Genomic DNA, 21,935 nt, shown 5'->3' with positions numbered 1-21,935 from the left:
TCACGCGTGCTCCTTCGCCGAGATCTTGTCGAGCGCGCTGAGCACCGCGTCGCCCATCTGGACGGTCGACAGCTTCTTCGCACCCGCTTCCGCAATGTCGGCCGTTCGTGCACCGGAGGCAAGCGCGGTCTGCACCGCCTGCTCCAGCAAATCCGCATCCTCGGGCCGGTTCAGTGTCAGGCGCAGCAGCATCGCGACGCTGAGGATCGAGCCGAGCGGATTGGCGATGCCCTTGCCCGCAATGTCGGGCGCGCTGCCATGCACCGGCTCATAGAGCGCCTTGCGGCGGCCGAACCGATCCACCGGCCCGAGCGACGCCGACGGCAGCATGCCGAGCGAGCCCGAGGCCATCGCCGCGCAGTCGGACAGGATGTCGCCGAAGATGTTGCCGGTCACCATGACGTCGAATTGCCGCGGCTCGCGCACGATCTGCATCGCGGCGTTGTCGACATAGAGATGTGTCAGCTCGACGTCGGAGAACTCCTCCTTGTGCAGTTTGATCATTTCCTCGCGCCAGACCACGCTGGTCTCCAGCACATTGGCCTTGTCGACCGAGCAGACCTTGTTGCGCCGGGTCCGCGCCAGCTCGAACGCCGAACGCGCCACGCGGCGGATCTGGTTGGTGGTGTATTGCTCGGTGTTGAAGCCGCGGCGCTGGCCGTCCGGCAAGGTCTCGATGCCGCGCGGCTCGCCGAAATAGATGCCGCTGGTCAGTTCGCGGATGATGACGAAGTCGACGCCGTCAAGCACCTCCGCCTTGAGCGGCGCCGACGCCGACAGCGCCGGGCTCGCCATGATCGGCCTTAAGTTGGCATAGAGATCGTATTTGCTGCGCAAGCCCAAGAGACTGCCGGCCTTGCGTGCCGCCGCCGGCACTTCCGTGGTCTCAGGCCCGCCGGTTGCGCCCCACAGGATGGCGTCGGCCTCGTCCATCGCTTCCGCGGTGTCCTCGGGCAGCACCTTGCCGGTCGCCAGATAGGGGATCAGGCCGTACTGCGCCTCGCGCAAGGTCATCGGCACGTTGCGTTTGGCCGCGAACCAGTCGAGCACCCGGCGCGACTGCGCGGTAACCTCGGGGCCGATACCCTCGCCGCCGACCACGGCGACCTTGATCATGTTGGATTGCGTGCTCATGCGGATGTCCTTGAGGCGGGTGTCCTTGTGGAGTGAATCCAGGGCCGCGCGGTGCGGTCGGCAGTCTGGAAGGCGTGGATCTCGTCGTCGCGCTGCAATGTCAGCGCGACCTCGTCGAGCCCCTTCAACAGCCCTTCGCGCCGTCGCGGGTCGATCTCGAACGAATGCCGGGCGCCCGACGGCGAGACGATGGTCTGCGCCTCGAGGTCGATCGAGACCTTGCCGGCGCCCTGCGTCGCCTCGATATCGGCGGCAAGCTGGTCGACCATCGCCTTGTCGATGATGATCGGCAAAATTCCGTTCTGGAAGCAGTTGGCGAAGAAGATATCGCCGAAGCCAGAGCCGATGATGGCGCGGATGCCGCGCTCCTGCAGCGACCACACCGCGCCCTCGCGCGACGAACCGCAGCCGAAATTCGGTCCGGTGACCAGAATCTCCGCGTCCCGGTACGGCTCGCGGTTGAGGATGAAATCCGGATTCTCCGAGCCGTCGGGCAGGTAGCGCAGCGAGCCGAACGCCCATTTGCCGAGCGTGCCGCGGATCCCGTTGCCGACCAGCCGCTCGATGCGGATGATCACGTCGGTGTCGATATTGCTGCGCATGATCGGCGCAGCGGTCGCAGTGAGCTTGTCGAACGGTTTCGGCATCGTCTAGCGCCCCATCATCCTGACATCGGCGATCGCACCGGCTATCGCCGATGCCGCGGCACTCGCGGGGCTCGCCAGATGCGTCCGCGCGCGCGGCCCCTGCCGGCCGACGAAGTTGCGGTTCGAGGTCGAGACCGAGCGCTGTCCGGGGCCCACCACCTCGCCATTGGCGGCAAGGCACATCGAACAGCCGGGCTCGCGCCACTCGAAGCCAGCCTCGATGAAGATCTTGTCGAGCCCTTCGGCGACCGCCTCGCGCTTGACGTTCTCCGAGCCCGGCACCACCCAGGCGCGAACACCGGCGGCGACCTTGCGGCCGCGCGCCACCTCGGCCGCGGCGCGCAGGTCGCTGAGCCGGCTGTTGGTGCAGGAGCCGATGAACACCCAATCGATCGGCGTGCCGGCGATCGGCGCGCCGCCTTGCAGGCCCATATACTCCAGCGCGGTCTCGATCGCGGCGCGACGCGCGGGATCGTCGACCGCCTTCGGATCGGGAATGACGCCGTCGACGCCGACGACATGCTCGGGGCTGATGCCCCAGGTCACCTGCGGGATGATCTTCTCGACGTCGATCACGACCTCGCGGTCGAACACCGCGTCGGGATCGCTCGGCAGTTCGCGCCATGCTTTCACCGCGAGATCCCACATCTCGCCTTGCGGCGCATAGGGACGGCCGCGCAGGAATTCGAATGTTGTCTCGTCCGGCGCCACCATGCCCATCTTAGCGCCGAGCTCGATCGAGAGGTTGCAGATCGTCAGCCGGCCCTCGATCGGCAGCGCGCGGATCGCACTGCCGGCGTATTCGACCGCATAGCCGGTGCCGCCGGCGGCGCCGATATGCCCGATCAGCGCCAGGATCATGTCCTTGGCGGTGACGCCGAGCGGCAGTCTGCCCTCGAAGCGCGCGCGCAGCGTCTTCGGACGCTTCTGGATCAGCGCCTGCGTCGCCAGCACATGGGTGAGCTCGCTCGACCCGATGCCGAAGGCGAGCGCCCCCAGGCCGCCATGGGTGCAGGTGTGGCTGTCGCCGCAAACAATGGTCGCGCCCGGCAGGCTCAAGCCGAGTTCCGGCCCGATGACATGGACGATGCCCTGGCCGGGCTGATCGACGTCGAACAGCGTGATACCGCTCGCCGCGGTCTCGACCCGCAGTGCGGCGAGCAATTCCATGCCGATCTTGCTGGTTCCGGCGCGGCCGGGCGCCGTCGACAATGCATGATCCGGCGTCGCAAATGTCAGCTCGGGATTATGGACCTTGAGGCCACGGCTCTTCAAATCGAGCAGGCCGCGCGAGCCGCCGAGATCGTGCAGCAGATGGCGGTCGATATGCAGGAGATCAGTGTCCTCGCTCAAACGGGCAATGACATGCTGGTCCCAGATCTTCTCGAGCAAACTTCGACCGGGCATCCGCCTTCCCCTGCAGTCCGCGTTTCCATGCGACTTGATCTTATTGGCGCCAATCTGTGCCAAAGTTGTCGTCAAGTGAAGCGGTTTTGGCCTAACATCACATATGTGAAGGAGGCGCGGTACCCGACCCGCCGCGGAGACAGCCATGCCGAACGCGCGTAAGACGGCGATTGTCAAATCGGCCATGCGGACGTTTGCAGTTCTGGAGTTCTTTCGGGAAACCAAGCGGGCTGCTTCCATGACTGAAATTGCTTCCGCATTGGGAATGCCCCAATCGAGCACGTCAGTGTTGCTCCGCAGCCTCGTTGAATTGAACTACCTCGAATACGAGCGAAAGACGCGGCGCTTCATCCCTAGCTACCGGGTCAATCTGCTAGGGGACTGGATCCGTCGTTCCCCGTTCCGTGACAAGAAGCTCACCGATCTGATGGAGGAACTCTGGACCGCAACGGGCGGCGAAACCGTCATGCTTGGGCAACAGACCGGCGCCGCCGGGATGCGGTATCTGCACGTTGTCCCCGGCGGCTCTCAACTTCAGTACACGGCACATGCCGGCCAAATACGTCCGATGGTTCGCACCGCGCTCGGACACGTGCTGCTGAGCCAAATGCCGAACACCAGGATTCGCGGCATTATCCGTCGCAACAACGCCGAGGAGCCGAGTCTGCCGGCGCGCGTTCGCGAAGCGGCCTTTCTCGAAGAGATCGAGCGCATTCGCCGGCGCGGCTTTTCCGAGTCAGCCGGCCGCACGACACCGGGCGCCAGCACAATCGGCATGCTTGTTCCCCTGCCAAAGCGACGTGCTCCGCTCGCGATCGGCATCGGCGGCCCGATCGAACGGATCGTGGCCAAGCGCGAGCACATCATTGCAGTCATGCAGAGCCGGCTGAAAGAACTGACAGACAAAGCCGGGGCAAGATTCGCAGAGAAATGACCTCTCGGACGGTTGACGTGTCGAGCGGATGACAGAGCCCGGAGGAGACGATGTCTGTCTTCTCCTTCCCCCTGAAAGGGGGAAGGTCGGGATGGGGGTCTGCCACAGGCGACGCTCTATGTGGAGAGAGCAGATCCCCACCCGCTTTGCTCTGGCGAGCAAAGCGACCTCCCCTTTTCCAGGGGAGGTTGGACCCAAACTGCAATTGGACCTTCTGGCTTTCACCTCACGACGCCAGCGCGTCCTCCGGCATCACGGCCGCGAGATGCTGGCTCTCGGCCACCGCACGGTTGGTGATGCGGCCACGATGGACGTTGAGGCCGGCGCGCAGATGCTGATCCTCGACCAGCGCGCGCAGGCCCTTCGCGGCCAGCGCCAGGCCGAACGGCAAGGTGGCATGGTTGAGCGCGTGGCTCGAGGTCACCGGCACCGCGCCCGGCATGTTGGCCACGCAGTAATGCACGATCTCGTCGACCAGGTAGGTCGGCGCCTGATGCGTGGTCGGCTTCGAGGTCTCGAAGCAGCCGCCCTGGTCGATTGCGACGTCGACCAGCACCGCGCGGCGCTTCATGCCGCCAAGCTGCGCGCGCGAGACCAGTTTCGGCGCGCTGGCGCCGGGCACCAGCACCGCACCGATCACCACGTCAGCCGCGAAAACTTCCTGCTCGATCGCCTCCAGCGTCGCGTAGCGGGTACGAACGCGGCCGATGAAGAGGTCATCGAGCGCGCGAAGGCGCGGCAGGGAGCGGTCGAGGATGGTGACGTCGCTGCCGAGCCCCGCCGCCATCCGCGCCGCATGGGTGCCGACCACGCCGCCGCCGATGATCGCAACGCGCGCCGGCGGAACGCCGGGCACGCCGCCGAGCAGCTTGCCCATGCCGTCAGCGGATTTGCGAAGTGCTGCACCCGCGGCCTCGATCGCAAGCCGGCCGGCGACCTCGCTCATCGGCGCGAGCAGCGGCAGACCGCCATGCGCGTCGGTCACGGTCTCATAGGCGACCGCGGTGCAGCCGGAGGCGATCAGCCCCGCGGTCTGCGGCACGTCGGGCGCAAGATGCAGATAGGTGAAGAGGATCTGTCCCTCGCGCAGCCTGATCCATTCGGACGGCTGCGGCTCCTTCACCTTCACGATCATCTCGGCGACGGAGAACACCTCTTCGGCAGTGTCCGCGATCCGTGCACCAGCCTGGGTATAGGCGTCATCGCCGGCACCGATGCCGTCACCGGCGCCACGCTGCACCACGACCTCGTGGCCGTGCGCCACATATTCCCGCACCGAGGCGGGCGTCAGCCCGACCCGGTATTCCTCGACCTTGATTTCCTTGGGCACGCCGATGCGCATGGTCCGCTCCTTGAAGGATTCGTTTCCGTTACGCTTGAGGCTATTCCCCGTCACACGGCGTTTCTCAGCGATTTCCGGCTTGCTCACAGCCAAATACGCCCATATCCTTCGCATCAAGCTCAGCGTGCGAAGGAAAACTGCGTGGGCGGTCTCGATCGTATCGACCTCAGAATCCTCGCCGAGCTGGTCGCTGACGCCCGCGCCAGCCAGATCGAGCTTGCCGAGAAGGTCGGGCTGTCGCCGACCGCCTGCGCGCGGCGCATTCGCCATCTCGAGGAGATCGGCGTGATCCGCGGCTATCGTGTCGACCTCGAACCATCAGCGCTCGGTCTCGTGACGACCGTCGTCGTCACCATCACGCTGGAGAAGCAGAGCGAGGATTATCTCGCAGCCTTCGAGGCCGCGATCGCGCGCTGTCCCGACGTCGTGTCCTGCCATCTGATGTCGGGCAGCGACGATTATCATCTGCAGGTCATCGCCCGCGACATCGCCGACTTCGAGCGCATCCACAAGCAGCATCTGTCGCGGATGCCGGGCGTCGCCCGCATCCATTCCAGCTTCGCGATGCGTGAGGTGGTTCGCCGCACCATTCCCGAAACCGCGCTGCGCGGCTGAGCAACGCCGAAGGTTTACCTCTCTCCGCTGGGGAGAGGTGAACCGAATCCGCGGTCAAGACGATCGCGCCCTCGCGCGCGGCCACATCCGCGCCAGCGTCTCGTCCTTCTTGACGACGGCATGCCAGAGCGTCGCAGCGATATGCAGCGTGACCACGGCATAGACGACATAGGCGAGCGCGCCATGCGCAAGCTCGCCGGCCTCCGCGACCGCCTTGTTGTCGGCAAACAGGCGCGGCCAGCTGAAGGTCCAGAAATAGCGCAGCGAGTAGCCGCCGGCCGACGAGAACATGTAGCCGGTCACCGGCATCACGAACAGGATGGCGTAGAGCGCCCAGTGATTGAGCCGTGCCGCGATCCTGACCAGCGGCGAGAACGAGCCCGGCTCCGGCGGCGCCGTGGTCGCGGCGCGCACCATCAGCCGCAGGATCGCCAGGAAGAACAGAGTGACGCCGAGCGACTTGTGCACCTCGAGCAGCTCGCGCCGCGGCGACGTCCCCGCCGGCTGCAGCCCGCAATAGAGCCCGATCAGCATCGCCGCGATGAACAGGACGGCGGTCGCCCAGTGAATCCTGCGCAGCAGCGGGTCGTAGCTGGCCGTCATGTCCGTCGTCACAGGGCGCCTTCGCTTGCAGCCAGCCCGTGCGGGTACGGCCCGAAAAAAGGAAGGCCGTTCAATAGAGGATCGGGCGAAGCCTGCCTACCCGCCGCGGGTGTCATATTCGATCACGATCGTGAAGGCGGAGCTTTCTCCTCGCCATTCCGGGGCGCGCCAACGGGTCCGCGCAGAGCGCGGCCCGATGACAGGCTCCGCGCGAGCCAGGAATCCATCCAGCAACGACACGGCGGCCCAATGGATTCCGGGCCTGCGCCTTCGGCACATCCCGGAATGACGAGAGGAGGTTTGGCGGGCCGCTCGCTGTCACAAACGCCGGGCCGCCGCTCACTGTCACAAACGTCGCGCCGTCACAAACGCTGTCACAATCCGTAGCCCCCTGGCCCGTTGCCACACGCATTTTTTAGTCGTGATTCGCGTCCTTCTATGACAGAATTACTACAGTTCAATATCAATTCGGTTACACGCGGAGCGGTGAATGAGCATGGAGAGGCGGGCACGGCCGGTATCGCTGGCTTGGTCGAATCCAGTGGTCCGGTGGTGGGGCCTGTTGAGCCTCGTCAGCGCCGCCAACATCGCGGTCTGGTTCGCGCTGTATCGCCAGTTCCATGAGCAGGCGAGCAGCAGCTTCAGCAACACGTCCGGCATCGGCCTGATGCTGCTGCTGTGCGCGGCCTATGTGTTCGGCTGCGCCTTCCGCTCGGTGCTGCCGCGCGCCGACGTGCAGCGCATCTGCCTGGTCGACACCTGGCTGTCGAGCGTGATGGTCGGCCGCACCGTCGCCACCGTCGCAGAGGTCTGCTTCGCCGCGCAATGGGCGATCATCCTGCATCAGCTCGGCACCATGACCGGCGCCGAGACCACCGTGACCATCGCCTGGATCGTCGTGCCGCTGATCGTGATCGCGGAATGCTTCTCCTGGTATGCGGTGCTGACCACGCATTATCTCTGCAACGCGATCGAGAACTCGATCTGGGCCGTGGTGTTCTTTCTGATCGGGATCGCGCTGTGCCGGCTGCTGCCCGAGTTCCATGGCCCGGTGCGCTGGGCCTTCATCGTCGCGATCGTCGGCATCGCCGCCTTCCTCGCCTTTCTGATGACCATCGACGTGCCGATGTATCTCAACCGCTGGCGCGCCAACCTCGCCGCCGGCGGCACGCTGCTGCATCCACTCGACGGGCTGCGCGACGTCAGCCGGCGCTGGGTCGTGACCCACGACATCGCCGAATGGCGCGAGGAGATCGCCTGGATGTCGCTGTATTTCAGCATGGCGGTGTGGTCGAGCCTCGCGCTCTGCGTCGGCTATTCGCTCGAGGATCAGCTGCCGCGCTACCGCACCGAGCCGGCGATCGTGGCGACGACGCCTGCAACCGTTACGCCTGCGATCGCCGGAACGGCACCGGCAGCGCAGCACACCGCGACAATCGACGCGGCGGCACCGTCGCAGAATTGATCCGCGGCGACGCCGCGCGGCTTGAGGCGATCAGCGCTTTCGGAGTAAAGGCTGGGTCATCCCGCTCCTCCGTCAGCGCGTTCCATGGCCCGCATCACCATCATCGAAACCGGGCTCGTCAGCCCGCAGTTCCTCGAGCGTCACGGCAGCTATCCGCAGATGTTTCAGCGGATGGTCGCCGCCGCCGACCCCTCGGCTACCTGCAACGTCGTCAGCCTCGCCAAGGGCGAAGCGCTTCCCGATGCGGCTACGCTCGACGCGATCCTGATCACGGGATCGGCGGCCGGCGTCTATGACGATGTCGCCTGGATCGCGCCGCTGGAAGCCTTGGTGCGCACAGCCCATGACAAACGCATTCCGATGGTCGGCGTCTGCTTCGGCCATCAGCTGATCGCGCAGGCGCTCGGCGGCACGGTGCGCAAGTCCGAGAAGGGCTGGGGCATCGGCCGCCACGTGTATCAGCTCGCGCCTGATAACGGGCTCCTTGCGGGCGAGACGATCGCGGCGGCCGCGTCCCATCAGGACCAGGTGATCACCCCGCCCGCCTCCACGCGCACCATCATGTCGTCGGCGTTCACGCCGCATGCCGGCCTGCTCTATGCCAACGGCACGACGCTGTCGGTGCAGCCGCATCCGGAATTCACCGTCGACTACGCCGACGCGCTGTGCGACCTGCGCCGCGGGCTTGCGCCCGATACCGTGGTCGACACCGCCAAGGCCTCGCTCGCCGAGCCGCTCGACCACGCCACGCTTGGCGGCGTGGTCACGCGCTTCCTCACGCGCCGCGTCTAGAGCCCCGCTCCGATTAAATCGGAACGAGGCTCCGGATCCTTGTTTTGACGCGTTTTCTTCACGCGAACCGGTACCCACTTCGCTCGAAAGCGCTTTAACCCTTGCGCCACTGCGCGGCGGCATCGCGTGCGAAATCGCGATAGGCACGCGGTGCGCGGCCGAGCAGCCGCGTCAGACGCGCGAGTTCATCGGCCGTCGCGACTGCGCCGTCGCTCTGGTAGCGGCCGAACATGAGGCGCAGGTCGAGCGCGAGCCATGCCGGCATCGCCGCCTTGATGCGCTGCTCCATCGCCGCGAGATCGTCGCCGCCATAGCTGACGGCGCGGCCAAGCTCATCCCGCCAGATCGCGGCCGCGCCCTCGCCGGTCACGACATCGGGACCGACCAGCGCGTAGGTCTCGCGGCCAAGCGGTGCGGGTGCACGCTCGCGGCGCACCAGCTCGATCGCGGCCGCCTCGCCGATGTCGCGGATATCGACCATCGAGATCCCCTTCGCACCGATCGGCATGCCATAGGCGCCGAAATTGAGCAGCGGCTCCTTCAGCCGAACATCGTTCTGGATGAAATAGGCCGGGCGCAGGATGGTCGCGGGAAGATCGAGCGCCTCGATCATCCGCTCGACCGTATGCTTGCCTGCGAAATGCGGCACGTCGGCATAGGCCTCGCCCTTGAACACCGAGAGATAGACGATGCCCTTGACGCCGGCCTCGCGCGCAACAGTCAGCGTCAGCATCGCCTGGGTCAGTTCGTCGGCGGCGTTCGGCACCAGCAGGAATAGCGTGCTGACGCCATCAAGCGCGGCGCGGACCGAATCCACGTCAGCCAGATCGCCCCGAACCGCCTTCACGTGCTGCGGGAACTGAGCCTTGCCGGGCGAGCGCGTCAGCGCGCGAACCTCGATGCCGTGACCGGCGAGATGGTTCAGAACCTGGGTGCCGATGGTGCCTGTGCTGCCTGAGATCAGAATAGCCATGTCGAATTCTCCTCGTCGCGGCAGACCGTCTGCCGTTGGAGGGGAAGCTATCTGTTCCAATTTTCCTTTGAAGATGCCAGTATTTGGACACGCCGTCTCAAACATGGAACAGCCGCAATGGACCTTCAGGCGCTTGCCGACTTCAACCTGGTTGCCGCCCATGGCGGGTTCGGCCGCGCCAGTCGTATGTCCGGACGCGCCAAGGCCACGCTGTCCCGCCGCGTCGCCGAGCTCGAACAAAGTCTCGGCGTCCGCCTGATCGAGCGGGGTTCGCAGAGTCTTCGATTGACTGATGAAGGCCGCGCACTGCACGAGCGCACCAGCGGTCCGCTGTCCGACATCGCCGAGGCCGGCGAAGCCGTGGTGCTCGGCGCGTCGACGCCGCGCGGCCGGCTGCGGGTCAGCGCGCCGGTGTTGCTCGCGCATGTCGCATTCGGCCGGATCGGTGCGCGCTTTGCGCGCGGCTATCCCGACGTCCAGCTCGAGATCGTCGCCGAGGATCGCATGGTCGATCCGGTGGAGGACGGCTACGATCTCGTTATCCGCATCAACCCGTCGCCGGACGAACGCCTCGTCGGCCGCCGCGTCCTCAACGATGAGCTGCTGGTCGTCGCGCATCCCGATATATCGCGGCCCATGAGCACCGTTCGCGGTGCAGGTGACATCGCGGTCGATGCCGTCGTCATGTCACCGACGCCCGCCGACACGCTCTGGCGCATCCGCAATGGGCACGATGAGATCACGCTCAGACCGCGGCCGGTGTTGCGTCTTTCATCCATGCAGATGATGCGTGACGCAGTGCTGGCCGGCGCCGGCGTGGCCCTGCTGCCGAAGCTGCTGGTCGACGACGACATTGCCGCGGGCCGGCTTGCCTATTGGGGAACGGACGCCAGACCTCCGGTCGAGATCTGGGCGCTGCAGAGCTCGCGACGGCTGGTCGGCGCCAAAGTCCGCGCGTTTCTCGACATTGTCGAGCAGGCGTTTCCGAACCGGGTCTTCGTTCCGCCGGCTTGAATTGCAGATCATCCCTCAGGTCATGCTGCCCGGCATGAAGCAGCGGATGCGCGGGTGGCCGTCGATATAGTGCTTCCAGACCATGGTTCGCCCGACCTTGTTCGGCGCGGTGATCAGGGCCTCATCCGGCACCACGACCCATTCGTCGTCGATGTGCACGCGATAGTGCCCGTGATCCGACTCCCAGTCCGGATCGGCGACGACAGATCCGTCGGCGTCCGAGCAGCATTGTCCGTAGCCGCTGCGCAGGCTCTCGAACCAGGGTTTCAGCGGTGAGTTGGCGTAGCGGCCGTCGTCGCGTGCCAGGGTCGGCGATCCCATCCACATCGTGGATATCAGCCACACCGTCCCAAGCAGCAGTGCCGCACGCGTGATGGCGTGCATGGTGTCGTCTCCGCAGATTTCGATCCCGCTGCGGGCGCGCATCACTCCTGTCTGTCCGCGACATTGCCGTCGCGGGCAGGAACGCAACGAATCAGCGCCCCAGCACCTGCCCTTCACGTATGCAAGAGCGGCGCCAGACTGCATTCCGGGAGACTACTGCCGACGAAAGTATGGGGCGCGCAGAGCGTCGCCCGCCATGCGCGACGAGCCGCCATCCCAAGCACGAGCGATCGCCTAACGCAGCGCGATCAGCGGCTCACTGCTGCGACCTCGGGAACGAGCGGCGGTGCGCTGCGTGACGCCGCCTGCAGTGCGCATTCGACGAACCGGCGCGGCAGCAGCGAGGCATTCGAGCGCATCGCCACCAGCATGCGGCTCTCCGCATCCGGCGTGTCCAGCGGCTTGGCGACGACGTTCATCACGCCGGCCTGCTGGTAGCAGGACGGCAGGATCGATAGTCCGATCCCCGCTGCGACCAGGCTGAGCACGGTGCGCAACTCATGCGCCTCTTGCACCACGCGCGGAGCAAACCCCGCCCGCCGGCACAGCATCGCGGCCTGATCGCCGACGCCGCAGCCGCTCTCGGCCATGCCGACGAATTCATGCTCGGCAAGATCGGCCATCTCCAGCGCGCCTTTGGCGCCGGCGAGCGGATGATCCAGCGGCAGGAACACCATCAGCCGGTCGCGCCAGACCACATGCACCTGCAGATCGGCCGCCGGCCTGAAGTCGAGCGGCGGCCGCATGATCGCGACATCGAGCTCGGCGTCGGCGAGCGCGCGCAATTGCGTTGCCGTCGACATGTGCCGGAGCTCGATCTTCACCCGCGGATAGCTGGCGCGAAAACTTCGGAACAGCTCGGCGAACATGTCGAGCATCGGCACCGAGCCGGTGAAGCCGACACGGATCATGCCGGCCTCGCCGCGGGCCGCGCGGCGCACCGTCTCCGACGCAAGGTCGAGCTCGCTGACCGCGCGCCGCGCATGTTCCAGCAGCAATTGCCCGGCCTGCGTCAGTTCCACCGCACGCCGCGTTCGCGCCAACAGGCGCGTGCCGAGCTCTTCCTCCATCGCCTTGATCTGCGTGCTCAGCGGCGGCTGGCTGACATGCAAGCGCTTGGCGGCGCGGCTGAAGCTGAGTTCTTCGGCCACCGCGATGAAATAACGAAGCTGCCTGTAATCCATCGCTTATTCCGATTCCCTATAAGTCGGGGGTCAACAAGGTATTTGACCTCACGGGGCCGTTTCCCGATCTTCGCGCGAAATCACCTGTCCTCCAAGGGAGAAGCGCGAGAAATGCGTCAGCTTCAGGCAGAATGGCGCGGCGCGCGCAGCGGGGCAGCCATGCAATATCGCGGCAGGCGATAGACCATGACCGCTCCGTTTCGCGTTCTGGTCACCGGCGATACCCTCGCCCCCGCAGCCGTCAATGTGCTCGGCGAGATCGGCGCAGACATCGTGCTGATGCGCGATGCCGTCACGCCCGATCGCCTCACGCATGAGATGGCGACGGCGCCGACGCAGGCGATCCTGATGCGCGGCAATCCGATCATCTCGTCTGCGATCATTGCCGGCAATCCGCATCTGCGCGTGATCGCAAAGCACGGCGCCGGCGTCGACAGCGTCGATATCGATGCCGCGACCGAAAGGCGCGTGCCGGTGATGGTCGCGGGCGATGCCAACGCGCCGGCGGTCGCCGAGCACACCGTCGCGCTGATCCTCGCGCTCGGGCGTGACGTCGTCAGCCTGAACGCACGAACCCATTCCGGTGCCTGGGACCGCGCCACCTATCGCGGCCGCGAAGTCCGCGGCCGCACTCTCGGCCTGGTCGGCTTCGGCCGCATCGCGCGGCACGTCGCGCGCGCCGCGGTGGCGCTCGGCATGACCGTCGTTGCGCTCGGCCGGAGCAAGGGCCGCGTCGATCCGGCGCTGGCGCGTGAAGCCGCCGATCTCGCCGAGCTGCTCGCGGTCTCCGACATCGTCAGCCTGCACGCACCGCTCACCGACGCGACGCGCGGCATGATCGATGCCGGGCGGCTCGCTGCCATGAAGTCCGGCGCAATCCTGATCAATACCGCGCGCGGCGCGCTGGTCGATGAGGACGCATTGTGCGCGGCGCTGCGCAGCGGCCATCTCACCGGCGCCGGCCTCGATACGCTGGCGGAAGAGCCACCCGCGAAGGACCGGCCGATCCTGCAGGCGCCGAACCTGATCGTGACGCCGCACATCGCCGCGCAAACCGGCGCATCGATCACGCGGACCGGCGTCGAAGCCGCGCGCAACATCGTTGCCGTCCTCACGCAACGCGACATCGATCGCGCCAACGTCGTCAATCCGGCGGCGCTGGACCCGCCTTAGGTCTCACGGAAACAGCCCGACAAGAGGCTGGAATCATCAGGGGAAACGAACATGAATCTGGGGTGGCTGTCCAAGCTGTCCGCCGTCGAACGCAAGACATTCTTCGCCGCCTTCGGCGGACTTGCGCTCGACTCGATGGACACCACGATCTACGCGCTGGTCACGCCGGCGCTGATCGCAACATTGAGCCTGTCGCGGCCCGACGCCGGCATTCTGGCCTCGAGCTCGCTGATCGGCACCGCCGTCGGCGGCTGGCTCGCCGGCATTGCCGCCGACCGGTTCGGCCGGGTGCGCGTGCTGCAATTCACGATCCTGCTGGTCGCGATCTCGACCTTTGCCGCCGCCTTTGCCCACGGCTTCTGGTATCTCCTGGTCGCGCGCGCGATCCAGGGCATGGGCTATGGCGGCGAAGCGGCGGTCGGCGCCGTGCTGGTCGCCGAAGTGGTTTCGGCCGGCATGCGCGGCCGCGTCGCCGCGGCGATCCAGAGCGGATACGCCGTCGGCAATGCGCTGTCGGTGGCGGCATTTCCCGTCATCTTCGGCTGGCTGTCGCAGGACATGGCCTGGCGGGTGTTCTTCGCGATCGGAATCCTGCCCGCGCTGCTGGTGTTCTTCGTCCGCCGCTTCGTGCCGGAGTCCGCGATCTTCGTCGAGGAGAAGGCGCAGCGCGCCGCCTCGGCAACGAGCAGCTTCTGGACCATCTTCACCGGCGAGCATCTGTTCAAGACGCTGGTCGCGACCTTCTTCACCACAGGCACGCTGGGCGCCGCCTATGTGATGATCACCTGGCTGCCGACCTATCTGCAGACCGGCCTGCATCTGCCTGTCACGCACACCGCCGGCTATCTCGCCGTCAACATCTTCGGATCGTTTGTCGGACCGATTGCGTTCGGCCTGATTGCCGACCGCATCGGCCGCCGCAAAGGCTTCATGCTGTTCCTGATCTGCCAGGCGCTGAACGTCGCCGCCTACACCCAGGCGCCGATCGGCCAGGGCATCACGATCATCCTCGGATTCTTCCTCGGCGCGCTGCAGGCCGGCCTTGCCTCCGGCCTGATGCCGACCTTTGCCGAGCTGTTCCCGACCAACATCCGCGCCAACGGCGCAGGCTTTGCGCTGAGCGCGGGACGCGGCCTCGGCTCGATCGTGCCGGCGACCGTCGGCATTCTCTCGACGCGGATGCATCTCGGCGACGCCATGGCGATCTGCGCGATCTGCGGCTACACCGCTGCCTTCTGCGCCGCAGTGCTGCTGCCCGAGCAGCAAGGCATCGACCTCAGAACGATGGCGGCGGGCTCCGCGCCTGATGGTGCTGAACGCGAGCCTGCCGAGCGCGAGGCCGAACATCCACACAACGTCCGAAATGGCGTCGCGACCCAATGAACGCCATCACAATGAACGGGAGGATTGCAATGACTGGTGCGTCCGTCAGCGAGCTGGAACAGCAGACCATCCGCCGCGTCTATTGGCGGCTGATCCCGATCCTGTTCGTGATGATGTTCTTCAACTATCTCGACCGCATCAATCTCGGCTATGCCGGACTGACGATGAACAAGGATCTCGGCCTCAGCCCGGCGATCTTCGGCTTCGCCGCCAGCATCTTCTTCCTCGGCTACATGGTGCTCGAGGTGCCGAGCAATCTGATGCTGCACTGGCTCGGCGCGCGGATCTGGCTGGCGCGCATCCTGATCACCTGGGGCCTCGTCGCCGCGCTCACCGCCTTCGTCTGGGATCCGCTCAGCCTCTATGTGATGCGGTTCGGCCTCGGCGTCGCGGAGGCCGGCTTCATGCCCGGCGTCGTGCTTTACCTGACCTACTGGTTCCCCGCGCGCTACCGCGCCCGTGCGGTCGCCGGCTACATCATCGCCGGATCGTTCTCGGCGGTATTGGGCGGGCCGATCTCGACCAGCGTCATGACCTGGTTCGATGGCGCCGCCGGCCTGCATGGCTGGCAATGGATGTTCATCGCCGAGGGCGTGCCGACCATTCTGCTCGGCCTGTTCACGCTCTATTATCTGACCGACCGCCCGGCCAAGGCGAGCTGGCTCACCAAGGAGCAGGCCGCCTGGCTGGAGGGCGAGCTCGCCGCCGAGCGGGCCGAGATCGAACAACAGGGGCAGCACAGGTTGATCGAATGCGTCCTCGATATCAGGGTCTGGCTGCTGGCGGCGCTGTTCGGCTGCGCGCTGGTCGGGATCTACGGCCTGCTGCTGTGGCTGCCGCAGATCATCAAGGGCATGGGCAACCTCAGCAACATCCAGGTCGGTTTCCTTTCGGCGATCCCGCCGCTGCTCGGCGTCATCGGCACCATCGTGGTCAGCCGCAGCTCGGACAAGACCGGCGACCGCAAGTTTCATCTCGCCGCCGTCTATCTGCTCGCCGCGGTCGCGATGCTCGGCAGCGCCTATGTCTCAAGCCCGGTGCTGGCCTTCGTGTTCCTCTGCATCGTCGGCTTCAGCCTGAACGCCGGCAATCCGCTGTTCTGGAGCATCAACGCCTCGCTGCTGACGGGCGCGGCCGGCGCCGCCTCGATCGCCATGGTCAACACGCTTGCACAGTTCGGCGGGCTGATCGGCCCGTGGTGCATCGGCCTGATCAAGGACTCCACCGGAAGCTTCTCCTGGGCGCTGGTCGGGATCGCCGGCTTCCTGCTGATCGCCTCCGCCATCGCCGCCACCATGCGCGTCAAGCCACGCGAGACGGAACTTGCGGGCGCGATCCCGTCGACCGTCGCACACTGACAAACCTCGTAAGGAACCAACCATGATCATCGATTGTCACGGCCACTACACCACCGAGCCGGCCAAGCTGCAGATCTTCCGCGACAAGCAGCTCGCCGGCCTCGCCGACAAATCGCGCCGGCCGCTCACCACCAATCTCGGCATCACCGACGACGAGATCCGCTCGAGCGTCGAGGGCGCACAGCTCCGCCTGCAAAAGGAGCGCGGCACCGACGTCACGATCTTCTCGCCGCGCGCCGCCGGCATGGCGCATCATGTCGGCAAGGAAGCGACCAGCCGCGAATGGACCACGATCTGCAACGACCTCGTGCACCGGGTCTGCACGCTGTTCCCGCAGAACTTCGTCCCCGTCTGCCAGCTGCCGCAGAGCCCGGGCGTCAAGCCGGCGAATTGCATCGAGGAGCTGGAGCGCTGCGTGACGCAACTCGGCTTCGTCGGCTGCAACCTCAATCCCGATCCGGCCGGCGGCTATTGGTGCGATCCGCCGCTGACCGACGAATGGTGGTATCCGCTGTATGAGAAGATGGTCGAGCTCGACGTCCCGGCGATGGTCCATGTGTCCTCGTCCTGCAATCCCTGCTTCCACGGCACCGGCGCGCATTACCTCAACGGCGACACCACCGCTTTCATGCAGTTCCTGACCTCGGATCTGTTCAAGCGCTTCCCGACCCTGCGCTTCATCATCCCGCATGGCGGCGGCGCGGTGCCCTATCACTGGGGCCGCTATCGCGGCCTGGCGCAGGACATGAAGCTGCCGCCGCTGTCCGAGCATCTGCTGAAGAACGTGTTCTTCGACACCTGCGTGTATCATCTCCCCGGCATCGAGCTGCTGACCCGGGTGATCCCGGTCGAGAACATCCTGTTCGCGTCCGAAATGGTCGGCGCGGTGCGCGGCATCGATCCTGAAACCGGTCATCACTTCGACGACACCCGCCGCTATATCGACGCGCTGCCGCTGAGCGCGGCCGACAAGGCCAAGATCTTTGAAGGCAATGCCCGGCGCGTCTATCCTCGCCTCAACGCCCATCTCGACCGCCGCGCGCATTGAGCTGCCGCGCCAACACACCGGAGAAAACCGATGGCCATAGGATTTGCAATTCACAAGGCGAAGCGGAAAGTGTCGCCCGACCTCGTCGCGCGCTACCGCACGCTGCCGGTCGCCAACATCAGCGATTCGATGTCGCGGATCGCCGGCACCAACCGGCTGCGGCCGATGCATAACGGCGGCTGGCTCGGCGGCCCGGCGCTGACCGTGAAGACCCGGCCCGGCGACAATCTGATGGTGCACAAGGCGATCGACCTCGCCCAGCCGGGCGACGTCATCGTGGTCGATGCCGGCGGCGTGCTGGTCAACGCCATCATCGGCGAGATCATGTCGACGCTGGCCGAGAAGAAGGGCGTGGCGGGCTTCGTGATCGACGGATCGATCCGCGATGCCGGCGCGATCCGCGCCGGCTCGTTCCCGGTATTCGCCGCCGGCGTCGCGCATCGCGGCCCCTACAAGGACGGCCCGGGCGAGATCAATTGTGCCATCTCGATCGACGGTATGATCGTCGAGCCCGGCGATCTGATCGTGGCCGACGACGACGGCGTGCTCTGCGTACCCCATGACGACGTCGAGGCGATCTGCAAGCTGACCGAGGCCAAGAAAGCCACCGAGGAGAAGGCCATCCAGCAGATCCTCGCCGGCACCAGCGACCGCCGCTGGGTCGACGAGGCCCTGCACCGCCTCGGCTGCGAGTTCAAGGAGTAGGGCACCGGCCTAGCCGGCGGCAATTGCCGGCGACACGGGCGGCCCTGCGGCTGCCCGTGAGACGATTTTCGGCCCGGTCGCTCATGGCGACGACGGCATCTGCCGCGAAGTCGATACCGGCTCAATCCGCGATGCTTGCACCAATGCGACGGTCGGCACGCCCAGATCGCCGCCAATCCGAGCGGATGACTTGGTCAGCGATCCCCGCTACTGTCCGTGTCCAGAGCCCGCGACGTTGAAATCGACGCTTGAACGGCACCGGGGCGAGCGGCGGGCTTTGCGGTGTCGGAGTGAAAAATTGCAGAAGACCTTTTTCCATTTGAGCGGATGATCTCGTCCTGTCCGGCCAAGGCCTCAAACCGGTCAGCCGGCCGGCGAGAGTGGCGGATGCATTGAAGTGGCGGATCGTCTGCGACAGCTCCAAGCCGTAACGGACATCATGCCCAAGCCGAACGGACCGAATGCGGATTTTGTCAGCGAGTGGCTCGAACAGCTGGGGCTGTCCGGCTACCTGCCGGCGTTCCTCGACAACGATATCGACGCCGCTGATCTGGCGCATTTGACCTCGACCGATCTGGTCGAACTTGGCGTCACGTCGGTCGGGCATCGCCGCCGGCTACTCGACGCGATTGCAAGACTTGCTGTGGACGTGCAGCGACCCGAACCCAAGCAGAAGCCTGCCCCGCGTGCCCCTGCGGCCGCGCCGCGACCGCTTGCCGCCGCCGAGCGGCGGCAGGTCACGACGCTGTTCTGCGATCTCGTCGGCTACACCAGACTTTCCAGGGATTTCGACCCCGAGATCGTGCTGGAGCTCCTCACCGCTTACAAGGACATCTGCGCCACGCTGATCGAGCGCTACGGCGGATACGTGCTGCGCTATGTCGGGGACGGCGTGCTCGCGACCTTCGGGTATCCGCGGGCGCGCGAGGATGACGCGGCGCGCGCAGTCACCACCGGGCTGATGCTCGCCGAAGAGATCGGCAAGCTGGTCACACCAAGGGGAGACCGGCTCAAGGTGCGGATCGGAATCGCCACCGGACTCGTCGTTGTCGGTGACCTGATCGGCGATGCCGCCGTCGAGCGGGACTCTCTGGTCGGCGAAGCGCCCAACCTGGCCGCGCGGCTGCAAGGCGAAGCCCCGGCCGGCGAAGTGATCATCGCGGAAGCGACCGCAAAAATCATCGGCGGGCAATTCCGCCTGGAGAATTTCGGATCACGAACGCTGAAGGGCTTCGACGCGCCGGTCATCGCCTATCGCGTGCTCGGGGAACAGCGGGGCGCCTCCCGATTCGAAGCCGTGCACGGCGCGATCAGCCTGCCGATGATCAGTCGTGAGGACGACGTCTCCCGACTGGTCGACCGTGCCGCCGCCGCCCTGCTCGGCCAAGGCCAGATCGTCGTGATCATCGGCGAAGCCGGCATCGGCAAGTCGCGCCTGATCGAGGAGATGCACCGCAGGCTCGAGATCAGGCCGGAACAGCGTGTGGTGCTGCAATGCTCGCCGATTCACGCCAACCGACCGTTCCACCCGATCGCCCACTATCTCGACTACATGACCGCCGTCGAAGCACCTGATGCCGACGTGCGCCAACTCGACAAGCTCGACACGCTGTTGCGCAGCCTCGGCCAGGCGACACCCGAACGACTGGCGCTGATCGCCGAGTTGCTGCGGCGCGAGAGCAGCGACCGCAGGCTGTTGCTGCGGCTTGCGCCGACAGAAATCCGCGCGCGCACCATCGCGGCGCTGCTCGACATCGTCGAGGCGATCTCGCGCGAAAGTCCCGTCATCGTCATCGAGGACGTGCACTGGGCGGATCCCTCGACCAACGAATGGCTGGAGCAGCTGGCCGGCACGATCCGCGGCCTTCCAGTATTGCTGGTCGCGACCATGCGACCGGAGGAGACGCCGCAATGGGCGGAGCGTTCCGGCGCGAGCATCATGCACCTGGCGCGGCTGCAGCCCGACGACATCAAGAGGCTCGTCAATACCATTGCCGCCGAGCGCAAGATGCCGAGCAGCGTGGTTGATGCGATCGTGGCGCGCTCGGATGGCGTTCCGATCTTTGCCGAGGAATTGGCCCGCGGCCTGCAAGCGATGGAGGACGCATCCCCCGGCGCGACGGACGCGACCGCCATTCCGGTCACGCTGAACGAAATCCTGCTCGCGCGGCTCGATCTGCTCGAGAACGGCCGCGAGACCGCGCAGCTTGCGGCCGCGATCGGCCGCGACATCCCGCTTGATCTGTTGATCGCCGTATCGCCATTCGGCGAGGTCGCCACGCGGGCAAGCATCGAGCGGCTGGTCACCAGCGGCATCTTTGTCACGCGCCCCAGCGGCTTCGGCGACGCGGTCGATTTCCGTCACGCGCTGCTGCGCGACGCCGCCTATCATCTGCTGCTGCGGCGCGACAGGTTGCGCGTCCACAAGCTGATTGCCGACACCATCGAGGCGGAGTTTCCCGCGATCGCCGACAGTATGCCGCATGTCCTGGCGCACCAGTTCGTGGAGGCCGGGGACCATTCCGCCGCCATCATCTATCTGGAACGGGCAGGCCGCGACGCCGCGCGCCGTTCGGCGGCCGTGGAGGCGGTCGCGCATTTCACGGCGGCACTGACGCAGGCCTCAAGTCTGCCACCGGGACGCGAACGCGACGTCCGCGAATTCGACTTGCGTCTCGGCATTCTGGGGCCGCTGATCGCAGCACGGGGCTACGGCGCGCGCGAGGTCGAGCGGCAGATCGTGCATGCCGTCGAGCTGTCTGCGCGCATCGGCGGCGGCGACCGCATCGTCCCGGCGCTGTTCCTGAACTGGATCGCCCGCTTCAACGAGACCGATGTACGGTTCGAAGTCGCGCGCCAGATCGCGCAGGTGGCGGAGCATGGCAGCACGCTGGACAAGCTGATCGCGCGTCGCTGCATGGGCACGACCTTGCTGTTCCGCGGTGAGTTTGGGGCGGCGATCGCTGAGTTCGAACAATTTCAGAGACTGTTCGATCCCGAGCTGCACAACGAGGCGCTTAACAGGGTCGGAGCTACCGTCCATGCCGTCACCGTCAAGGTTGGACTTGCCGAAGCCTGGACCATGCTCGGCAACGCGGAACAGGCCGGCAGATGGCGCAAGGCTGCGCTCGACGAGGCCGATGCGAGCGGCCATTACCAGACGATCTGCCATACCACGGCTTTCGCCGGCGGTCTGCTCGCCGCCCTGATGGAAGATGCCGACAGTCTCGCCCTCCATGCCGCGCGGTTGCGGGACCTGACGCTGCAGCGCGACCTGCCCTACTGGCGGCCGCACGCCGATCTGCTGGCCGGTGTAGCCGACATTGGTGGGGGGATCGTCGAAAAGGGTTTCCGCCTGGCGCAGCACGGCATGGAACGAATGATCGCCGAGCGCCTGCCCTCGCTATCGGCGTGGTGCGTGGTGTTTGCCGGCGGTTGCGTCAAGGTACGCCGTCCGCGGGAAGGGCTCGCGACACTGGCAGCTATCGCCGAGGAGATCGATACAGGCGAGCGCTGGACCGCGGGCGAGTTTCACCGATTGCGCGGCCTGTTGCGGCTGCAATCCGGCGACAGCTCGGGTGGCGTTGAGGACCTCGCGGAGGCGCAGCGGATCGCCGCTCAGCAAGGTGCCGCGCTGGTCGAGCGCCGCGTCACAGCCGATCGGGAGCGACTGACCCAAGCGAGCTGAACGGGGATGCCTCCGTCTTGGGCACCGACCGGCAAAAGGCGGCCGGAATCGCCCGGTCGCCCGCCGATAGGCCCCATGCTGCGCCA

General features: G+C 66.2%; 19 protein-coding genes. 11 read left to right on the top strand and 8 right to left on the bottom strand.

The annotated features are described in order from the left end of the window. The 3 genes from leuB to leuC are packed head-to-tail and all read right to left on the bottom strand — an operon-like array spanning nt 1 to nt 3,188. Entirely contained in the window at nt 1-1,134 is a 1,134-nt protein-coding gene (gene leuB / locus BI327_RS36785; RefSeq protein WP_083742367.1) for a 3-isopropylmalate dehydrogenase, read from the bottom strand. Beyond that, the gene (leuD, locus tag BI327_RS36780) at nt 1,131-1,781 is read right to left on the bottom strand and encodes a 3-isopropylmalate dehydratase small subunit (RefSeq protein WP_076866258.1); all 651 of its coding nucleotides are present in this window, start codon (nt 1,779-1,781) and stop codon (nt 1,131-1,133) included. Before leuD ends, leuB begins: the two co-directional genes overlap by 4 nt. A 3-nt stretch (nt 1,782-1,784) precedes the next feature. Further along, complete coding sequence (leuC, locus tag BI327_RS36775; RefSeq protein ID WP_076866257.1) at nt 1,785-3,188, bottom strand: 3-isopropylmalate dehydratase large subunit; 1,404 nt, start codon at nt 3,186-3,188, stop codon at nt 1,785-1,787. 145 nt (nt 3,189-3,333) lie between these two features. Between leuC and BI327_RS36770 the strand changes: the two genes are divergently transcribed. Next, on the top strand, nt 3,334-4,122 hold the full coding sequence (locus BI327_RS36770) for an IclR family transcriptional regulator (protein ID WP_076866256.1): 789 nt from the start codon (nt 3,334-3,336) through the stop codon (nt 4,120-4,122). A gap of 226 nt (nt 4,123-4,348) precedes the next feature. Here the strand turns inward: BI327_RS36770 and ald are convergent, their stop codons facing one another. Further along, nucleotides 4,349-5,464: an alanine dehydrogenase gene (gene ald / locus BI327_RS36765; RefSeq protein ID WP_076866389.1), complete on the bottom strand. Its 1,116-nt coding sequence runs from the start codon at nt 5,462-5,464 to the stop codon at nt 4,349-4,351. Between the two features lie 141 nt (nt 5,465-5,605). On the opposite strand from ald, the gene BI327_RS36760 reads away from it, so the two are divergent. Beyond that, nucleotides 5,606-6,079 carry an Lrp/AsnC family transcriptional regulator gene (locus tag BI327_RS36760; RefSeq protein WP_076866255.1) on the top strand — a complete coding sequence of 158 codons (474 nt, stop codon included), beginning with the start codon at nt 5,606-5,608 and terminating at the stop codon, nt 6,077-6,079. 54 nt (nt 6,080-6,133) lie between these two features. On the opposite strand, the gene BI327_RS36755 is transcribed toward BI327_RS36760, so the two are convergent. Then, nucleotides 6,134-6,682 (bottom strand): cytochrome b, encoded by a 549-nt coding sequence (locus tag BI327_RS36755; RefSeq protein WP_076866254.1) that lies wholly within the window; start codon nt 6,680-6,682, stop codon nt 6,134-6,136. Nucleotides 6,683-7,178: 496 nt separating this feature from the next. Between BI327_RS36755 and BI327_RS36750 the strand changes: the two genes are divergently transcribed. Beyond that, nucleotides 7,179-8,147 (top strand): hypothetical protein, encoded by a 969-nt coding sequence (locus BI327_RS36750; RefSeq protein ID WP_245335046.1) that lies wholly within the window; start codon nt 7,179-7,181, stop codon nt 8,145-8,147. Nucleotides 8,148-8,231: 84 nt separating this feature from the next. Next, entirely contained in the window at nt 8,232-8,939 is a 708-nt protein-coding gene (locus tag BI327_RS36745; RefSeq protein ID WP_076866252.1) for a type 1 glutamine amidotransferase, read from the top strand. Between the two features lie 94 nt (nt 8,940-9,033). Here BI327_RS36745 and BI327_RS36740 read toward each other — a convergent pair whose 3' ends face one another. Continuing rightward, nucleotides 9,034-9,912 (bottom strand): NmrA family NAD(P)-binding protein, encoded by an 879-nt coding sequence (locus BI327_RS36740; RefSeq protein ID WP_076866251.1) that lies wholly within the window; start codon nt 9,910-9,912, stop codon nt 9,034-9,036. A 117-nt stretch (nt 9,913-10,029) separates the two neighbouring features. Here BI327_RS36740 and BI327_RS36735 point away from each other — a divergent pair, with 117 nt between their 5' ends. Further along, complete coding sequence (locus tag BI327_RS36735) at nt 10,030-10,926, top strand: LysR family transcriptional regulator (protein ID WP_076866250.1); 897 nt, start codon at nt 10,030-10,032, stop codon at nt 10,924-10,926. Between the two features lie 15 nt (nt 10,927-10,941). Here BI327_RS36735 and BI327_RS36730 read toward each other — a convergent pair whose 3' ends face one another. Both BI327_RS36730 and BI327_RS36725 read right to left on the bottom strand, forming a co-directional pair. Next, entirely contained in the window at nt 10,942-11,253 is a 312-nt protein-coding gene (locus BI327_RS36730; RefSeq protein WP_174683073.1) for a hypothetical protein, read from the bottom strand. A 305-nt stretch (nt 11,254-11,558) separates the two neighbouring features. Further along, nucleotides 11,559-12,494 (bottom strand): LysR substrate-binding domain-containing protein, encoded by a 936-nt coding sequence (locus tag BI327_RS36725; RefSeq protein WP_057016894.1) that lies wholly within the window; start codon nt 12,492-12,494, stop codon nt 11,559-11,561. Between the two features lie 186 nt (nt 12,495-12,680). Here BI327_RS36725 and BI327_RS36720 point away from each other — a divergent pair, with 186 nt between their 5' ends. From BI327_RS36720 to BI327_RS36695, 6 genes are all read left to right on the top strand, one after another. After that, entirely contained in the window at nt 12,681-13,667 is a 987-nt protein-coding gene (locus tag BI327_RS36720; RefSeq protein WP_076866249.1) for a hydroxyacid dehydrogenase, read from the top strand. Between the two features lie 51 nt (nt 13,668-13,718). After that, nucleotides 13,719-15,050, top strand: a complete 1,332-nt coding sequence (locus tag BI327_RS36715; RefSeq protein WP_076866248.1) for an MFS transporter — start codon at nt 13,719-13,721, stop codon at nt 15,048-15,050. A 29-nt stretch (nt 15,051-15,079) separates the two neighbouring features. Further along, a complete protein-coding gene (locus BI327_RS36710) occupies nt 15,080-16,408 on the top strand; it encodes an MFS transporter (protein ID WP_076866247.1) in 1,329 nt (442 codons plus the stop codon). A 22-nt stretch (nt 16,409-16,430) separates the two neighbouring features. Then, entirely contained in the window at nt 16,431-17,456 is a 1,026-nt protein-coding gene (locus BI327_RS36705; RefSeq protein WP_016847664.1) for an amidohydrolase family protein, read from the top strand. Between the two features lie 30 nt (nt 17,457-17,486). Next, entirely contained in the window at nt 17,487-18,161 is a 675-nt protein-coding gene (locus BI327_RS36700; protein WP_076866246.1) for an RraA family protein, read from the top strand. A 439-nt stretch (nt 18,162-18,600) separates the two neighbouring features. Further along, entirely contained in the window at nt 18,601-21,849 is a 3,249-nt protein-coding gene (locus BI327_RS36695) for an adenylate/guanylate cyclase domain-containing protein (protein ID WP_076866245.1), read from the top strand. Nucleotides 21,850-21,935: the final 86 nt, after the last annotated feature.

It is taken from the genome of Bradyrhizobium mercantei, assembly GCF_001982635.1.
Lineage (GTDB): Bacteria > Pseudomonadota > Alphaproteobacteria > Rhizobiales > Xanthobacteraceae > Bradyrhizobium > Bradyrhizobium mercantei.
This window is presented reverse-complemented; position numbering and strand designations above follow the sequence as displayed.

What these genes read in the sequence shown, in the direction of transcription:
- leuB (WP_083742367.1), bottom strand. Translation starts at nt 1,134, where the DNA reads ATGAGCACGCAATCCAACATGATCAAGGTCGCCGTGGTCGGCGGCGAG.
- leuD (WP_076866258.1), bottom strand. Translation starts at nt 1,781, where the DNA reads ATGCCGAAACCGTTCGACAAGCTCACTGCGACCGCTGCGCCGATCATG.
- leuC (WP_076866257.1), bottom strand. Translation starts at nt 3,188, where the DNA reads ATGCCCGGTCGAAGTTTGCTCGAGAAGATCTGGGACCAGCATGTCATT.
- BI327_RS36770 (WP_076866256.1), top strand. Translation starts at nt 3,334, where the DNA reads ATGCCGAACGCGCGTAAGACGGCGATTGTCAAATCGGCCATGCGGACG.
- ald (WP_076866389.1), bottom strand. Translation starts at nt 5,464, where the DNA reads ATGCGCATCGGCGTGCCCAAGGAAATCAAGGTCGAGGAATACCGGGTC.
- BI327_RS36755 (WP_076866254.1), bottom strand. Translation starts at nt 6,682, where the DNA reads ATGACGGCCAGCTACGACCCGCTGCTGCGCAGGATTCACTGGGCGACC.
- BI327_RS36750 (WP_245335046.1), top strand. Translation starts at nt 7,179, where the DNA reads ATGGAGAGGCGGGCACGGCCGGTATCGCTGGCTTGGTCGAATCCAGTG.
- BI327_RS36745 (WP_076866252.1), top strand. Translation starts at nt 8,232, where the DNA reads ATGGCCCGCATCACCATCATCGAAACCGGGCTCGTCAGCCCGCAGTTC.
- BI327_RS36740 (WP_076866251.1), bottom strand. Translation starts at nt 9,912, where the DNA reads ATGGCTATTCTGATCTCAGGCAGCACAGGCACCATCGGCACCCAGGTT.
- BI327_RS36735 (WP_076866250.1), top strand. Translation starts at nt 10,030, where the DNA reads ATGGACCTTCAGGCGCTTGCCGACTTCAACCTGGTTGCCGCCCATGGC.
- BI327_RS36730 (WP_174683073.1), bottom strand. Translation starts at nt 11,253, where the DNA reads ATGTGGATGGGATCGCCGACCCTGGCACGCGACGACGGCCGCTACGCC.
- BI327_RS36725 (WP_057016894.1), bottom strand. Translation starts at nt 12,494, where the DNA reads ATGGATTACAGGCAGCTTCGTTATTTCATCGCGGTGGCCGAAGAACTC.
- BI327_RS36720 (WP_076866249.1), top strand. Translation starts at nt 12,681, where the DNA reads ATGACCGCTCCGTTTCGCGTTCTGGTCACCGGCGATACCCTCGCCCCC.
- BI327_RS36715 (WP_076866248.1), top strand. Translation starts at nt 13,719, where the DNA reads ATGAATCTGGGGTGGCTGTCCAAGCTGTCCGCCGTCGAACGCAAGACA.
- BI327_RS36710 (WP_076866247.1), top strand. Translation starts at nt 15,080, where the DNA reads ATGACTGGTGCGTCCGTCAGCGAGCTGGAACAGCAGACCATCCGCCGC.
- BI327_RS36705 (WP_016847664.1), top strand. Translation starts at nt 16,431, where the DNA reads ATGATCATCGATTGTCACGGCCACTACACCACCGAGCCGGCCAAGCTG.
- BI327_RS36700 (WP_076866246.1), top strand. Translation starts at nt 17,487, where the DNA reads ATGGCCATAGGATTTGCAATTCACAAGGCGAAGCGGAAAGTGTCGCCC.
- BI327_RS36695 (WP_076866245.1), top strand. Translation starts at nt 18,601, where the DNA reads ATGCCCAAGCCGAACGGACCGAATGCGGATTTTGTCAGCGAGTGGCTC.